Annotated in this window: 15 protein-coding genes; 7 read left to right on the forward strand and 8 right to left on the reverse strand. The window is 56.2% G+C overall.

What is annotated here, in order from left to right:
* Positions 1-40 precede the first annotated feature (40 nt).
* The 3 genes from Z948_RS0100980 to Z948_RS0100990 all read right to left on the reverse strand — a co-directional run bounded on the left by Z948_RS0100980 (position 41) and on the right by Z948_RS0100990 (position 4,574).
* Positions 41-2,392, reverse strand: a complete 2,352-nt coding sequence (locus Z948_RS0100980; RefSeq protein ID WP_025057710.1) for a TRAP transporter large permease — start codon at positions 2,390-2,392, stop codon at positions 41-43.
* Positions 2,392-3,360 carry a TRAP transporter small permease subunit gene (locus Z948_RS0100985; RefSeq protein WP_025057711.1) on the reverse strand — a complete coding sequence of 323 codons (969 nt, stop codon included), beginning with the start codon at positions 3,358-3,360 and terminating at the stop codon, positions 2,392-2,394. The genes Z948_RS0100980 and Z948_RS0100985 overlap by 1 nt, the downstream gene beginning before the upstream one ends.
* 125 nt (positions 3,361-3,485) lie before the next feature.
* Positions 3,486-4,574: a TRAP transporter substrate-binding protein gene (locus Z948_RS0100990; protein WP_025057712.1), complete on the reverse strand. Its 1,089-nt coding sequence runs from the start codon at positions 4,572-4,574 to the stop codon at positions 3,486-3,488.
* Positions 4,575-4,838: 264 nt separating this feature from the next.
* Here Z948_RS0100990 and Z948_RS0100995 point away from each other — a divergent pair, with 264 nt between their 5' ends.
* Positions 4,839-6,248, forward strand: a complete 1,410-nt coding sequence (locus tag Z948_RS0100995) for a cache domain-containing protein (RefSeq protein WP_025057713.1) — start codon at positions 4,839-4,841, stop codon at positions 6,246-6,248.
* 37 nt (positions 6,249-6,285) lie between these two features.
* Positions 6,286-6,927, forward strand: coding sequence for a response regulator transcription factor (locus Z948_RS0101000; RefSeq protein ID WP_025057714.1), 642 nt, complete (start codon positions 6,286-6,288; stop codon positions 6,925-6,927).
* Between the two features lie 51 nt (positions 6,928-6,978).
* Here the strand turns inward: Z948_RS0101000 and Z948_RS0101005 are convergent, their stop codons facing one another.
* Complete coding sequence (locus Z948_RS0101005; RefSeq protein WP_156023550.1) at positions 6,979-7,653, reverse strand: MgtC/SapB family protein; 675 nt, start codon at positions 7,651-7,653, stop codon at positions 6,979-6,981.
* A gap of 516 nt (positions 7,654-8,169) precedes the next feature.
* Here Z948_RS0101005 and Z948_RS0101010 point away from each other — a divergent pair.
* From Z948_RS0101010 to Z948_RS0101030, 5 genes are all read left to right on the forward strand, one after another.
* Entirely contained in the window at positions 8,170-9,921 is a 1,752-nt protein-coding gene (locus Z948_RS0101010) for an acetolactate synthase 3 large subunit (RefSeq protein ID WP_025057716.1), read from the forward strand.
* A 3-nt stretch (positions 9,922-9,924) separates the two neighbouring features.
* Positions 9,925-10,335, forward strand: a complete 411-nt coding sequence (locus Z948_RS0101015) for a hypothetical protein (protein WP_025057717.1) — start codon at positions 9,925-9,927, stop codon at positions 10,333-10,335.
* Between the two features lie 11 nt (positions 10,336-10,346).
* On the forward strand, positions 10,347-10,907 hold the full coding sequence (ilvN, locus tag Z948_RS0101020; RefSeq protein ID WP_025057718.1) for an acetolactate synthase small subunit: 561 nt from the start codon (positions 10,347-10,349) through the stop codon (positions 10,905-10,907).
* A gap of 136 nt (positions 10,908-11,043) precedes the next feature.
* Positions 11,044-12,195: an aromatic ring-hydroxylating oxygenase subunit alpha gene (locus Z948_RS0101025; RefSeq protein ID WP_025057719.1), complete on the forward strand. Its 1,152-nt coding sequence runs from the start codon at positions 11,044-11,046 to the stop codon at positions 12,193-12,195.
* Positions 12,192-12,410, forward strand: a complete 219-nt coding sequence (locus tag Z948_RS0101030; RefSeq protein ID WP_025057720.1) for a hypothetical protein — start codon at positions 12,192-12,194, stop codon at positions 12,408-12,410. Before Z948_RS0101025 ends, Z948_RS0101030 begins: the two co-directional genes overlap by 4 nt.
* Here the strand turns inward: Z948_RS0101030 and Z948_RS0101035 are convergent.
* From Z948_RS0101035 to prfB, 4 genes are read right to left on the reverse strand one after another with little or no spacing between them, the layout of a single operon-like run.
* Positions 12,407-13,183 carry a DUF2189 domain-containing protein gene (locus Z948_RS0101035; protein WP_025057721.1) on the reverse strand — a complete coding sequence of 259 codons (777 nt, stop codon included), beginning with the start codon at positions 13,181-13,183 and terminating at the stop codon, positions 12,407-12,409. The genes Z948_RS0101030 and Z948_RS0101035 overlap by 4 nt on opposite strands.
* 9 nt (positions 13,184-13,192) lie before the next feature.
* A complete protein-coding gene (locus Z948_RS0101040) occupies positions 13,193-14,602 on the reverse strand; it encodes an amidase (protein ID WP_025057722.1) in 1,410 nt (469 codons plus the stop codon).
* 42 nt (positions 14,603-14,644) lie between these two features.
* Positions 14,645-15,445, reverse strand: a complete 801-nt coding sequence (locus tag Z948_RS0101045) for a hypothetical protein (RefSeq protein ID WP_025057723.1) — start codon at positions 15,443-15,445, stop codon at positions 14,645-14,647.
* A complete protein-coding gene (gene prfB / locus Z948_RS0101050) occupies positions 15,442-16,566 on the reverse strand; it encodes a peptide chain release factor 2 (protein ID WP_025057724.1) in 1,125 nt (374 codons plus the stop codon). The genes Z948_RS0101045 and prfB overlap by 4 nt, the downstream gene beginning before the upstream one ends.
* Between the last annotated feature and the right edge of the window lie 30 nt (positions 16,567-16,596).

Below are 16,596 nucleotides of genomic sequence, written 5' to 3' on the forward strand. Positions count from 1 at the left end.
CCCGCAAGGCGCCCTTTGTTAACTTTCTATCATGGCCCTTTTACGGGATCAGATCAGGGATGATCGTCACAATCGCTGGGAAGAACCACAAGATCGCCAAACCCGCCACCTGAATAAGCACAAACGGGATGATACCGCGATAGATGTGCTGGGTCGTCACGCTGGCCGGTGCAACCCCGCGCAGATAGAACAGCGCAAAGCCAAACGGCGGTGTGAGGAAGGAAGTCTGCAAGTTCACCGCGATCATGATGGTGACCCATTTCGGATCGAACGACCCGCCATAGATAACCGGCCCCACAATCGGCACAACGATGTAGATGATCTCGAGGAAGTCCAGAACAAAGCCAAGGACAAAGAGCACCAACATCACGATCAGGAAGACCGTCAGCTCGTTGTCAAAGGATTTCAGGAACTGCTGGATATAATGCTCGCCGCCAAAGCTGATGACCACAAGGTTCAACAACTGAGAGCCGATGAGGATGGTAAACACCATCGACGTCACCTTGGCCGTTTCGCGCACAACAGGTGTCAGAACACCGTTTGTGAACAGGATCCAGCAGCTGAACAACAGGCCGAATACTGCGTAAAGATACGCACCATAAGCCACAAAGAACGCCATCCAGCTTTCAAAGCTCACGTCGTCCTGATTGATCCGCAGATCAAAGTTCACGCCGACAAGGATACAGACGATAATGGCCAAAGCGGACCAGATGATCACCTTTGGTGAGCGATCAAGGTCTTTCAGCTTGCGGTAAGCCGCCAGCATAATCGCACCACCCGCCCCCAGCGCCGCAGCGGGCGTCGGGTTTGTGATCCCACCAAGGATCGAGCCGAGAACAGCAACGATCAGAACCAGCGGTGGGAAAACAACGCGGATCAGCTCGTTACGGGCGCACAGCTTGGTCGCATAGACCACACCATACATTACCGCGATAAACGGCAGCGCCATCAGCACAACCATCATCCCCGAAGATGTGGTTGGCTTGACCAGCAGGATATCTACCAGCACCAACAAGACCACACCAATACCACCGATCAACAGCGGACGTGTATCCGATGACGGCGATACACCGCGCGCGGTTGTCATGAACAGGCTGAGCAGGATCATCATGATCGCAATACCTGTGCCAATCGGCGCAGCGGCTGCAATCTTGGCTTCCTGTGCGGCAGCATATTCTTCGTCAGTCAGCTTTTCACTTGCTGCCAGACCACCAGAGGCCTCAATGGCCGCCTGCTGCTCAACCGCAAGGTCCCAACGCTCTTGACCGTGAAGTTCGATCATCGCGGCCTTACACTGCTCCCCTACACTGGTCCGCAGGGTTGCGTTTTCACCGATGTCGGAAAAGCTGGAGACGCGTGTGTCTTGCGAGCCGACAATGCCAAAGCTGCCCAGAACAATTGTCCCGACGATCAGCAGAACAGGTGCGCCAACAAACCATGTGAAGGCCTCAGAGCGCGTCACAGGCTCGGCGTTGGTGGCCCCCATCGGCACCGCTGGCGCCTTATCAGGGTTCATCAACGCATAGCCAAAGGCATATAGCGCATAAAGCAGCGCAAGCATGATACCCGGCAACAAGGCCGCCTGAAACAACGTACCCACAGAAACAACCGCTGGCTCACCCAGATAGGTCAACGCATCGGTACATCCAAATGACGAGGCACGCGCCTCTTGCGCAGCTGAATAGAGGTCACCGGCAAGGGTGCCGAGCAGAACAATAACAATCGACGGCGGAATGATCTGGCCCAAGGTGCCAGAGGCCGCGATGACGCCTGTTGCGATTTCAGGCGAATAGTTGTTGCGCAGCATCGTCGGCAAAGCCAACAGACCCATGGTCACAACCGTCGCGCCCACAATCCCTGTGGAGGCGGCAAGAAACGCGCCCACAACAACGATGGATACAGCCAAACCACCTGGCAGTGGGCCAAAGACCCGCGCCATGGTTGTCAGCAGATCATTTGCGATCTTGGAACGCTCCAGCGTGATGCCCATCAGGACGAACATCAAAACAGCCAACAGTGTTTCAATGGACTGACCCGCCAGAACACGTTCGTTCATCCGGTTCACAATAAAGGATACGTTACGATCCAGCGCCACTTCCCAACCCGATGGGAACACCGGTTCAGAGATTTGCGGCAAATCAGGGTATCGGAACAGCGATACCGTATCCTCCCTGATGCCCGAATTGATCAGCGCGCGATAGGCATCCGAAGATGTATCAATCGCCTGATGGATCAACAGACCCGCGCTATCCAGAGCGGCAATAATACCGAATGAAATGATACCAGCACCACCGATGGCAAAGGCCACCGGAAAGCCAGACAGAATGCCCCCGAAGAGACACACAAATACGATGATCAGGCCTACTTCGACCCCGTCCAAACCGAAAAACATTAGTGTGTTCCCTCATAGGCTTCTTCGCCCTCGCCAAGGGTATCCTTGTCGAGGTATTTTCCTTCGCTCTCCGGACCTTCGCGCAGCTCGCAATAAGACCGGTAGAACACTGCAATTGCTTGGACCATCACCATGATGCAGAACAGGCAAAGCAGAACTTTGAATATGAAATAGCCGTTGAAACCGCTGGGGGAGAAACCGATGGTTTCTACGTTCCACTTCAGCAGGCGCGACTTGCGCAGCAACAGCTCTAGCTTGTCAGATGCGGATGGGTTCGGCGTGACCAGATGGCGCCACAGGAAGAACCAGCCATACATCCATGTCAGAATGGCAAAAGGCATCATAAAGAAGACCGCGCCCATCATGTCGACAATCTTTTTGGTGCGGAATTTGGCCCCTGCATAGAACAGGTCAACGCGCACGTGGCCGCCCTGAACAAAGGTATATCCAACGCACATACAAACCACCAAAGCATTGAAAAGCTTTAATTCTTCTGCATACCAGCTGATGTCGAACTGAAGCGGAATACCAAAGCCGACAACAATATCGGGCCGTGTGAAAATCCGCTGCATAAAGATAATGATGATCTGTTGCAGCACCATGATCAGACCGGCCCAAGCAAACAGCCGCCCAACCGTGTTGGAGAACCCTTCAAGGCCGCGCACCATGCCCCACATCATCGCCCGCTTACGCATGCCGATGGCGGTGACGATAACAAGGATGGTCGCCAGTACAAAAAACAACTCGACCGAGCCACCATAATAGATGAACCGCATCATGGCTTGGCCGTCAGACCAGTTTAGCCACATCGCTGGATTAATCAGCGCAGCAAAGAAATTATAGAATGCTTCCAGCACGTTACCTGTAACGAACTGGATTAAACCACTCTCTTGGAACTTATCGAGACAGCTGAGCTTTGCACCCTCAGCTGCGCGGAAAAACCCCGAACATACAATATCGTCTGCCATGTGTCCCCTCCCCGGGTCGCGCAATTGGTACCTCTAGGTGTACCAGTTTCCGGTATGCGATTTCCGGATGTTAGATAAAGCCAAGGGCCGCCCGAAAGAGCGGCCCTTGGTTGTGTTCAATCAGCTTACAAGCTGGCGCGTACGCGCTCACGCTGCTCGACGTAGAATGCGTCGGACTTGGACAGCCACTCGGCAGAAGACGTGAGGGATGCTTCGAAGCTGGCGCGTGTTTTCGCGAACAGTTCGTCACCCATGTTTTCGTCCATAACTTCTGCAGAAGCTTTACCAAATGCATCCCATACATCGTCAGAGAACTGCATGGTTTTAACACCCTGCTGCTGAAGACGGGACAATGCAGCACCGTTGTTTGCCAGCGTTTCAGCCAACTGAAGGTGCGTTGTCGCCATTGTGGAGTATTCGATGATCTTCTGGTGCGCTGGGGACAGCTCGTTGAAGACATCAAGGTTCATGTTGCACGACAGAGCGGAACCTGGCTCGTGGAAGCCCGCTGTGTAGTATACTTTTGCAACTTCTTGGAAGCCGGCGCGCTCATCCGCGAATGGGCCAACCCACTCCAGACCGTCCAAAGCACCCGAAGAAAGTGCCTGGTACAATTCGCCACCTGGGATGTTCTGAACAGATGCGCCCAGTTTACCCAGTACTTTGCCGCCCAGACCAGGCATACGGAATTTCAAACCGTTAAAGTCTGCTGCAGAGTTGATTTCGTTGCGGAACCAGCCACCGGACTGCGAACCAGAGTTACCTGCCAAGAAGCACTTGAGGTTGAACACTTCGCCCAGCTCGTTGTGCAGCTCATGGCCGCCACCGTGGTGGTACCAGTTTGTCAGCTCTTGTGCGGTGCCGCCGAATGGAACAGCTGTGTAATACGCAAACGCTGGGTGCTGGTTGATGTAGTAGTAATCAGCCGAGTGGTACATGTCGGCCTGACCGGAGGAAACCGCGTCAAACACTTCCAGCGCGCCAACCAGCTCACCCGGAGCTTTTTTCTCGATGGTCAAGGTGCCGTCAGACATCTCGTTAACCATGTTGTTCATGTAAGTAGCCGCATCATCCAGAACGGCGAAACCGCGTGGCCATGATGTAACCATTGTCAGTGTTTTTTTGCCTTGCGCGTAAACAGGTGCCGCAAGTGTTGTTGCTGCTGCTGCTGTGCCGCCAAGTGCAGATGTCTTCAAAAATGAACGACGATCCATATAGGTATCCTCCCGGAAGTTTTTCGCCCACACGTAACAGAGAATCCGTGCAGGTCGTTTCAAGTGGCCCGAGACTAGCGCCGCTACAGGAATATGAAATACCTACTACTGCGTAGAAACGGGCAAACATCGGAATTTACTGGTGAAAAATTGTGCTTTTGCTCATTTTTACCAGCAAAACACCCCCTCTTGCGGCTTTTCACTTTCTTTTAACTTTTACGATTTGCCTTTGATCACCCGTCCGTTTGCGCGTATCGAATCAATATGAACCGCCTATTCCGTCTGAATATTCCCTATGGTCAAAAGCTGGCCCTCTTGGCCACTTTGCCCTTGGTCATCGCCGTTGCGGCGATTGCATTTGTGGTCGCGGCGCAATCGCGCGCGCTGGCCGAACGTGAGATCAGCGCGCTGGAAACCCAACTGATTGAGGCCAAAAAGGCCGAGCTGCGAAACTATGTCACCCAAGCGCGCAACGGCTTTTATTTCATCTACGGCAACGCCGCGCCCGATGATGGCATCGCAAAAGAACGCGTCGCCCAGATTTTATCGGCCATGATTTACGGCGAAGAAGGGCAGTTTTTCGTTTATGATTATGACGGTACGGCCATTGTTTCCCCCCGTGAAACTGAACGCATCGGGCAGAATTTCAAAGGTGAAACTGACAGCGATGGCGCCCCTGTTGTTGATCGCCTGATCGAAATTGCCCGCGATGGCGCGGGGTATCACACCTATACATGGCCCAAACCTTCCAGCGGTGTGCCTGCGCAAAAGATCGTCTATGTCACCTCCTTTCCCTCTTGGGGATGGGCCGTGGGGACTGGCGTTTATATTGATGATATCCTCGCCTCTGTTGCCTCTTCGCGCGCCGAAGTCGAAGACCGTGTTCAGCGCACTTTCCTCTATATCGGCGCCATTGCGCTGGCGGCTTTGCTGGTGGTGTTTGCCAGCGGCATGGGGTTGAACCTGCGCGAACGCTGGCTGGCCGATGCCAAACTGAAAAAACTGACCCAGCGCGTATTTGATGCCCAAGAAGAAGAGCGCGGCCGCGTGGCGCGTGAACTGCACGATGGCATCAGCCAGATCCTTGTCGGGGTGCGCTATGCGCTGGATAATGCCCGTCGTCGCCTAGACCGCGGTGATCCAGCCGCGGCTGCACCACTGGCCAAGGGGATTTCATCCTTGGCCGAGGCGATTTCCGAAGTGCGCCGCATCAGCCGTGATTTGCGCCCCGGTGTGCTGGATGATCTGGGCCTCGGCCCTGCCCTGCGCACCCTCGCCGAGGATTTCGGCAATCGCACTGGGATAGATGTGAGCTATTCCACCGTGGTGTTCCGTAACCGCTTGGATGTAAATGCCAAAACCGCCCTCTACCGCATCGCCCAAGAGGCGCTCACCAATATCGAACGCCATGCGGACGCAACCCATGTCATCATTGACCTTCGCGGCCACAAAGATGGTGCAACCCTGCGGATCGTCGATAATGGCCGTGGCTTTACACCCGATCAAAACAATCAGGGCCTTGGCCTGCGAAATATGCAGGAACGTATGGATCAATTGGGCGGCCTGTTGTACATCCGACCCGCCCAAGGCAAAGGCCTAGAGATCAAAGCCATCGCGCCCCTTTCTCATATGCTGCCGCCTGCCCAGCAAAAACCGCAGTCAAAACCGCAGTAAAAACCGCAGCAAAGCCCGACACAGGAAAGGACGCAGAATGACCACCCAAACCCTGCGCATCGCCATCGTTGATGACCACCCGATGGTCGCCGAAGGCATCCAAAGCATTCTGGAAAGCTATGATGACGTTGAGGTTGTTGGCACGCTGACAGGCGGGCGCGCGGTTATTGAGCAGCTTGAGACCCTTAACCCCGATGTGATCCTGATGGACCTGAACATGCCAGACCTTGGCGGCCTCTCAGCCACCGAGATCGTTTTGGAACAACGCCCCGGCACGCGCATCGTGATCCTGTCCATGCACGACAGCCCTGAATATATCTCATCTGCTCTGAACCATGGCGCGATGGGCTATCTGCTAAAAGACGTTCCAACGGATGAAATCAAACTGGCGATTGATACGGTCATGCGCGGCGAACGCTATCTATGCACAGGCGCCCAAGGGTCGCTCACCCCAAAAGAGGGCGGCGCGCGCGAAACCCTGACAGGGCGCGAACAGACGATCCTGCTGCAACTGGCCCAAGGTCAATCCAACAAGGAAGTCGCCCTCACGCTGGATATCTCGGTGCGCACGGTTGAAACCCACCGCAAGAATATCAAACGCAAGCTGGGCATCTCCAGCACCGCTGGCCTGACACGCTATGCTTTGGAACATGGTGTATTGCAGGGAACGGGCACCTAACCCGCGACAGGATCCAGCCCTAAAACGATCCGAAAAACCTGCGCGCCGTTTTCAGTGCGTATCCTCGTCTACGTCATCGCCCGCCGCCCATTGGGCGCGCAACAAACCCGCATTCAGTGACATCTTTGAAATGATCTTCTCCACATTTGATGTGGCGTCTCTGGGCCCTTTCAACTGGGCTGAAATCTCAACAGCATTTTTGCTGGAACGGCTTGAGATCCGATTGATCTGCAAAGGTTCCTTCTCCAGACACGCCACCAAGGCCGCGCGAATGTCTTTTTCCACCTCATGTGAACATTCAAACGTCAGGCAAAAGAACTCTTCCGAGGCACCTGCCTTGGCCGATGCGGCCTTGAGGCGCCGCACCAAGGGGCGCAATCCCAGATTAGAGAAGACGATCAATCCCGTCAGGGCAATTGCATACATCAGGTGCCCCGTCCCCGAGATCAGCCCCACAGCCGCTGAACACCAAAGTGTCGCTGCCGTGTTCAACCCCTGAATGGTCAACCCGTCGCGAAAAATAATCCCCGCGCCCAAAAAGCCAATGCCAGACACAACCTGCGCTGCAACACGTGTCGGGTTGATATCTGTCGGGAAAAGAGCTGCAAAAACCACAAACCCCGCCGCGCCGAGGGAAACCAACGCATTGGTCCGCAGCCCCGCCATGCGCCCCCGAAACTGGCGCTCCGATCCAATGATCGCCCCCAGCATCAAAGCTGTGGCCATATTTATCGTTGCAAATAAGAGCGCCAAATTGAAATCGGAAAATAATTGGATCACGTTGATAGCCTCGTAGAAATAATGAGCCAAAGCCTATCAACCCCGCGCAGCTTTGCCGATACACAACCCGCCTTTTAAGGGATAAAAGCGACATTACCCCGTACCGCGCAGCAAAGATTTGCGGGACGTCATCAGGTAAAAACACCATTCACCTTCAGCCAGACGCCCCTGAAATTACTAAAATTTCAAAAATAAACCCGCCAAACGCAATAAAAATACAAAATCACACCCCCAAACGTCACAATAATGTAGATTTGCAGGTTGACGCCCCTGAAATCCGCTCATAATGTCCACCCAAACGCATAAAGGAGCCTTTGGGCATGAACGATCTAGTCGTCATTTTGAAACACACGCGCATGGGCCGGTAACGGTAAGACCATATTCCACCCCATGCGCCCCCGACATACTCGGGGGCTTTTTTATGCCAAGCACAAGATAATATACGTCCTACGGAGCAATACCATGACACGCCAAATGACCGGAGCCAAAATGATCGTCCAAGCCCTGATTGATCAGGGTGTCGATACCGTATTCGGGTATCCTGGCGGCGCTGTCCTGCCGATTTACGACGAGATTTTTCAGCAAAACCACATCAAACACGTTCTGGTGCGCCACGAACAAGGCGCGGTTCACGCCGCCGAAGGCTATGCGCGTTCAACAGGCAAACCCGGTGTTGCGCTGGTAACATCTGGTCCGGGCGCGACAAACGCCGTGACGGGCCTGACGGACGCGTTGATGGATAGTATCCCGATTGTTGTTCTGACGGGTCAGGTGCCGTCGTTTATGATCGGCTCGGATGCCTTCCAAGAGGCCGACACCGTGGGCATCACCCGCCCCTGCACCAAACATAACTGGCTGGTCAAAGAGACGGACAACCTGTCCAGCACCATCCACGAGGCGTTTCACATCGCCACCAGCGGCCGCCCCGGCCCCGTTTTGATCGACATTCCAAAGGATGTGCAGTTTGCCAACGGCAGCTATACGCCCAAAACCACCTCGACCTCGCATTACCAGCCCCAGCTAAAGGGCGACATGGAGGCGATCACCGAATTGGTCGAAGCCTTGGAACAGGCCGAACGCCCCGTATTCTATACAGGTGGCGGCGTGATCAACTCAGGGCCAGCAGCCTCCCAGCTGCTGCGCGAATTGGTTGAGGGCACAGGTTTCCCGATCACCTCGACCCTGATGGGTCTGGGCAGCTATCCCGCCTCTGGTGACAAATGGCTGGGGATGCTGGGCATGCACGGCCTCTACGAGGCCAACATGGCGATGCACGGCTGCGATCTGATGATCAACATCGGCGCCCGTTTTGATGACCGCATCACTGGCGTTGTGGACAAATTCAGCCCCAACTCGAAAAAAGCGCATATCGACATCGACCCCTCCTCGATCAACAAAATCATCCGCGTCGATATCCCGATCATGGGCGACGTTGCCCATGTGCTGGAAGACCTGCTCAAGGTCTGGAAATCACGCGGTCGCAAAACGAACTCTGCCGCCGTTGCCAAATGGTGGAAGCAGATCGACGAGTGGCGCGCGGTGAACTGCCTCAAGTTCGAGCAGAAAGGCGCGGTGATCAAACCCCAACACGCCCTTGCCCGCCTTGAGGCCCTGACCAAAGAGCACGACCGCTATATCACCACCGAAGTCGGCCAGCACCAGATGTGGGCCGCGCAATACCTCAACTTTGAAGACCCAAACCGCTGGATGACCTCTGGGGGCCTTGGCACCATGGGCTATGGTTTCCCGGCCTCCGTTGGCGTGCAAATGGCCCACCCCGAGGCGCTGGTGATCAACGTTGCGGGCGAAGCATCATGGCTGATGAACATGCAAGAGCTGGGCACAGCGATGCAATACGGCCTGCCCGTCAAACAGTTCATCCTCAACAACGAACGCCTCGGCATGGTGCGCCAGTGGCAGGAACTTCTCCACGGAGAGCGCTACTCCTCCAGCTGGTCCGAAAGCCTGCCCGATTTTGTAAAGCTCGCCGAAGCCTTTGGGGCCAAAGGTATCCTCTGCTCCGATCCTGCAGATCTGGACGAGGCGATCATGGAAATGATCAACCACGACGGCCCTGTTCTGTTTGATTGCCTTGTGGAGAAGCACGAAAACTGCTTCCCGATGATCCCGTCGGGCAAGGCGCACAACGAGATGATCATGGGCGATGTGGACACACAAACCGCCATTGATGCAGAAGGTAAGGTGCTGGTTTAAAAGATGAAGAGAGCGATCCTAATCATAATTGGTTTCGCTCTCTGCGTTGCTCTGGTCTTTGGAGTCTCATTTGCCAAACCGTTGGATGCGGCATGGCAGAAAACCTCCGCAGGATGGTCCGCAGAATTAATAGCCCCGTTCGACACGGAATATTGCTTTTGCCCCGCCTATAAAACTGGATGCAGTGATTTCAACACTATCAATCGCAAAGAGCGGATTTGGGGCACTCAACAATACTACATTCCGCTCAACTCACCCAGGTCAGACCCAGAAACAACAAATGTTTTCGGAGAAACCTACAGAACACAAAGACCGATCTACGGTAAACAACACTGCAAGAAGAAAAAACGCGGCGACATTGTAGAGATTAGAATTCTCGACCGCGACAAATCTCTCTGGCTAGAAATCTGGTAAGGACTAAACCCATGTCAGCACTAAACATCAAAAAAGGCGCCACCAGCCATTCCGCCTATAACCTGCGCCCCAACTTCTCGGACGTGGAAGAGCGCCACACCCTCGCCCTGCTGGTCGAAAACGAACCAGGTGTTCTGGCGCGTGTGATCGGCCTTTATGCGGGGCGCGGCTATAACATCGACAGCCTCACAGTGGCCGAAGTGGATCATGAGGGCCATCTCAGCCGCATCACCATCGTCACCCGCGGCACACCGCAGGTGATTGAACAGATCAAGGCCCAGACAGGCCGCATCATCTCCGTGCGCGAGGTCCATGACCTCACCGTGGAAGGCGCCAGCGTTGAACGCGAACTGGCCATGTTCAAAGTAACCGGCACAGGCGACAAACGGGTCGAGGCGCTGCGCCTTGCCGATATCTTCCGCGCCAATGTCGTGGACAGCACACTCTCCAGCTTCGTCTTCGAGATCACTGGCGCGCCGGAAAAGATCGACGCCTTTGCCGATCTGATGCGCCCCTTGGGCCTTGTGGATGTGGCCCGCACGGGCGTGGCCGCCCTTTCGCGCGGCGAATAACCCATTCGGCGGCCCGCTACAGGGCCGCCTTTTTCCTTTTTTCCCACCATGTCGCCAATAAACAAACTGGGTCGCTGATAGCGATGCAGCGCCTTGGCCTGCGTGCAACCCTTGTGGAAACACATAGGAGAGCATCATGGACCGATCAGACCTCAGCACCGTGCGCCGTCCGTTGGAAACTGCAAACGGCCTGCCAAATGCCCACTACATTGACCCATCCGTGTTTGACGAAGAACGTCAGGCCGTTCTGTTTGATAATTGGTCTGGTCTGGGTGTCGGCGCGGATGTGCCTGAAATTGGCGATGCGGTTCCGCTCACCTTCCTTGGGATGCCGCTGCTGATGGTGCGCGATCGTTCTGGCACTGTGCGCGTCTTTCAAAACATCTGCCGCCACCGTGGCATGATCTTGGTCGACGCGCCCCGCAAAATCGAAGGCGCAATCCGCTGCCCCTATCATTCATGGTGCTACAGCACCTCGGGCAAGCTGGTCAGCACGCCCCATGTGGGCGGTCCGGGGCACAATACCCATGACGGCATCGACCGCGCCCTGCTGGGCCTGATCGAAGTGCGCAGCCACATCTGGATGGATGTCATCTGGATCAACGTCTCGGGCACTGCCCTGCCGTTCGAGGACGCAAACGCAGATCTGCTCGCCCGCTGGGCCGAGTTTGACAAACCGCTACACCACGGCGGCGCCGACAGCCGCTTTGAGCTGGCGGTGAACTGCAACTGGAAACTGGCCGTTGAGAATTACTGCGAAAGCTATCACCTGCCGTGGGTCCACCCCGGCCTAAACAGCTATTCCCGTCTGGAAGATCACTATCACATCGAAAACGCGGGCAAATTCTCGGGCCAAGGCACGCTGGTCTATCGCCAGCTCAAAGGTGACAAGGGCAATGTGTTTCCCGATTTTGACGGGTTAAGCGACAAATGGGACACCGCAGCGGAATATATCACCGCCTACCCCAACGTGTTGCTGGGGGTTCACCGCGACCACACATTTGCAATCATCCTTGTCCCTGAAACCACGCAGCGCACGGTGGAACACATCCACCTCTATTACGCCCAGCCCGACACCGATGCTGAGCTGCGCGCGCGCAACACCGAGCAGTGGAAAGAAGTGTTCGAGGAAGACATCTTTGTCATTGAGGGCATGCAGCGTGGCCGCCATGCGGTTGGCTTTGACGGGGGGCGGTTCTCTCCTGCGATGGATGGGCCGACGCATATGTTCCACGACTGGGTTGCAGCACAGCTCGAACGCCACCGCGCGCCGCTCGCCGCGGAATGATCACGCTACACACCCTCATGCTCGAGGCGCATGCCGCCGATGATAAGGGCGCCTTGATCGGCCTCTATACACAGGCCGCTGACCGTGCAGATGACGTGGATGCTGAGTGTTTTTTCCTGACCCACGCCTATGTCTTTGCACTAGAGGCCGCAGACCCGCGCGCACAGGACTTGCGCGCGCGCCTTGTCACCCATGGCCGCGAAGTCGAGGCCTAGCTGTCGCGCAGGGCCGCATAAACATGCCACGACGCATGGCCCAGCCACGGCAACACAATCAACAGCCCCAGAAATCCAGGGATCATCGCGATAAACAAGGTCACCGCGATGAAAATGGCCCATGCCAGCATCACAACGGGGTTTGCTTTGACGATCCCGACACTGGTGATCAACGCGGTGACATAATCCACCTCACGGTCCAGCAACATCGGCAGGCCGATCACACAGATCGCATAAAGCAGCAGCGCAAAGGCCGCCCCCACCGCTGACCCCAGCCCCAGCATCATCAAACCGTCGATACTCAGGAAAACATCCAGCGATGACATGATGTTTGTCATCGGCTTTAGCCCAAGGAACAAGGCAAAGATCATATGCCCCAGAAAGAACCAGAACAGCAGCATAAACATCATCAAGGCACATAGGGGCGGCAACTGGCGGCCCAGCTCGGCCCAGAGCACTTGGGCCACGCGCGCCACGGTCGGCTTTTCCCCCAGCCCCCGCAGGCGCGAGACCTCATAGGTTCCCAAGGCCGCAAAAGGCGCAACCAAAGGAAAGCCGAAAACCCCCAACACCAGCCAAAACGTATGCCCCGCCCAAACGGTGATCCCCACCATGGCCCATCCCGTGATGACGGATAGAACCGCGACGATCAAACCAAAGGCAGGTGCCGCGCGAAAATCCTGCCAGCCCGCTGCCAAAGCCCCGCGCAACAGCGCCGCAGTTGGAACCGCCAGCGCAGGCGCGCCGTGTTCTCTTGTCCCTGAATAGCCCATTGTTCCTCCCTATAGGTTTGGCCGCTCCCGCTCAGGCCATTTCGTCTCTGCGTGCCAGTGCTGCGCAAGCTGCAATAGCGCCCCGTCGCTCCCGCGCGGGCCAATCAATTGTATCCCCGCAGGCAGGCCCTTTGCGCCAAACCCGATGGGGATGTTCACCACCGGCAGGCCAATCAGCCCTGCTGGCACAACCACCTGCATCCAACGGTGGTAGCTATCCATCTGCTGGCCTGCGATGTTTTCTGGGTTCACCAAATTCACATCAAACGGCCATAGCTGCGCGGAGGGCAGCGCCAAAACGTCAAACCTCTCAAACAGTTCAGAGGTTTTTCTGAACCAGTTTGATCGCGTCGCACTGGCGCGCTGCACCGCGCGCGCCGACATGTTCAGCCCCCGCTCGACCTCCCAAATCGCGGCGGGCTTTAGCCCCTTGCGGCGGGTTTCATCCGCGTAATCCATCCCCAACAGGCCCGATACCGCGAACGAGCGTAGATCAATCCACGACTCCCACATCGCGTCAGCATCAAAGGGCGCGGCCACATCCTCAACGTGATGCCCCAAACCCGCCATCTGCTGCAGGGCCGCGCTCGAAATCTCGGTGATCCCCTCTTCATAGGGAAGCGCCCCTCCCCAATCAGCTAACCATCCGATGCGCAGGCCCTGCGGCGTCTCTTCTATCGACGGCAGTGTAGCATCACTTGCGATGGTGAGCGGTTGACGTGGATCAATTCCCGTCATCGTATCCAACAAAGCCGCCAGATCAGCAGGCGTGCGCGCCATCGGGCCAGAGGTGGCCAGCGGGTGCATATACATATCCCCCACAGGATCAGCGGGCACCGTGCCCCATGTTGGGCGCATGCCGTACACGTTGTTCCACCCCGCAGGGTTGCGCAGGCTGCCCATCATGTCAGACCCGTCAGCCACGCTGAGCATGCCCGCCGCCAATGCCGCCGCCGCCCCACCCGAGGAACCACCCGCAGATTTTGACAGATCATAGGGGTTGCAAGTGGCCCCATGCACCGGATTAAACGTATGCGAGCCTAGGCCGAACTCAGGCGTGTTGGTTTTGCCAATCACAATGACACCAGCAGCGCGCAGACGCGCAACAATCAAATCGTCGTCCTTCGCCACCTGCCCTGCAAACAAGGGAGAGCCGCGCGAGGTTGGAAAACCCGCCGCATTCGCCAAATCCTTGATCGCTATGGGCATCCCGTGCAGCCACCCCTTGCGTGGCGTGTTATCCGCCTCGCGCGCCTGTGCAATCAGCTGATCCTCATCCGCCAGACTGACAATGGCGTTCACCTGCGGATTAACATCTGCAATGCGGCTCAATGTGGCTTGCATCAGCTCAACCGCTGAAATCTCGCCCTTTTCCAGCGCGGCAGACTGGGCGCGCGCATCCATATCCAAAATATCCATACGGGCAAGTATTGCAGCGCGACTTCCCCTTGTGCAACGGAATTAGCGCGCATCGCCCTGAAAGCTACACAAAGGCGGCCGCGTGAAACCTTTGCTGTCATGCGTTGCGCCTTCCACCCATTCGGCCGCAAGCCCGACAAACATAATCTCTAAGGGATACCATGCATTTACCGGATCCCCGCTGCCAAGGCCTTTATAAACCTCGGCCCATTGCGGCTGAAAGACGTTGCCGCCCTCTCCACAGGGGACATAGGGCGCATTGGCGCGGATGAAACTGTCAAAGGTCTCTTTCAACACCTCATGGCTGTTGGCCATTTTTGCGGCATTGGGAACCTCTCCGCACGTGCCGCCGAGATATTGAAATGAAACCGGCGTTCGCAGCGGAGATTCTCCGAAAAACTGCCAGCTTCCATCCATCACCCCCGCAGCCATCATTTGAATATAGGCGCGGAATACCTGATCCTCATCCCAGCCTCGCGACAGCTTCAAACTGTCTTCCAACAAATCCCGAGAGATAAAGCACCCTATATCGCCATGTTCCGCATATTCATCCACCGCTGAAATCGCGACAGCAACGTCCGGCTCTTTGGCTGAAATAGGGGTTTCAATGTCAGGAAAGGTGATCGTGCACAGCTTGGGACCAATCACTAGCCAATCACCCTCATCATGGGCTTGCCCCAAAGCGCGGGCAACTTTTGCGCGCAATGGCCGCTCGGCGTCGGGCGCTATGACGCAGCCTGCCGCGCCATAACGATCAAGCGTTCCCAACCACTGGGAAATGCCAACATACCCCAGCACCAATCCCGCTAAGATTATCAGGATGCCGCCAGAGGCGCGGTTCACTCGCCCTGTGCCTCAGCGCGGCTTTTGCCCGATACCGCCAGCGCAAGCGTGGCGCCCATGAGGCCGTCCAGATCGCCGTCCAACACGCCTTTGGTATCCGAGGTTTCATAGCTGGTGCGCAGGTCCTTGACCATTTGATAGGGCTGCAAAACATAGGATCGGATCTGGTTGCCCCAGCCCGCATCGCCCGCGTTTTCATGCACCTCATTCACCAAGGCCGAGCGTTTATCCAGCTCCATCTGGTACAGGCGTGATTTCAACGCTTTCATCGCGATATCGCGGTTCTGGTGCTGAGACTTCTCGGAGGATGTCACAACAATCCCTGTGGGGTGGTGCGTGATCCGTACCGCGGAATCCGTGGTGTTCACGTGCTGCCCCCCCGCGCCAGAGCTTCGGTAGGTATCAATGCGAATGTCGCTGGGGTTCACTTCGATTTCAATGTTGTCATCCACCACCGGATAAACTTTGACCGAGGTAAAAGACGTGTGGCGCTTTGCGGCGCTATCAAACGGCGAAATGCGCACCAGACGGTGCACGCCGCTTTCGGATTTTAGCCAGCCATAAGCGTTGTGACCGCTGATCTTATAGGCGGCGGATTTGATCCCCGCCTCTTCGCCCGCGCTTTCGGACTGAAGCTCGACGGTATAGCCCTTCTTCTCGGCCCAGCGGACATACATCCGCGCCAACATGCTGGCCCAGTCACAGGACTCGGTCCCGCCCGCGCCCGAGTTGATCTCAAGGAAGGTGTCATTGGCATCCGCCTCACCGTCCAACAGGGCTTCCAGCTCTTTCTTGGCTGCGGTCTCTTCCAGCTTGCTTAGGGCGGATTCGGCCTCGGCGACAACCTCGCCGTCTTCTTCCATCTCGCCCAGTTCGATCAGATCGATGTTATCTTGTAGCTCGGTCTTGATGCCCTCATAGGTGGCCATCGCATCCACCAGATTTTGACGGTCCCGCATCAGCTTTTGCGCCGCTTCCGGATCATCCCACAGGGTGGGATCTTCAACCCGCGCGTTGAATTCTTCCAACCGATACGGTGCCGTCTCGACGTTTAACCGCTGAGCCAAAAGCTCCAACGATTTGCCAATTTTATCGACGGTGCTTTGTACTTCTGCGCGCATGTTCTGTCCCGAAATAAAAGAGCGGCCCCC

The sequence above is a fragment of the Sulfitobacter donghicola DSW-25 = KCTC 12864 = JCM 14565 genome (genome assembly GCF_000622405.1).
Lineage (GTDB): Bacteria > Pseudomonadota > Alphaproteobacteria > Rhodobacterales > Rhodobacteraceae > Sulfitobacter > Sulfitobacter donghicola.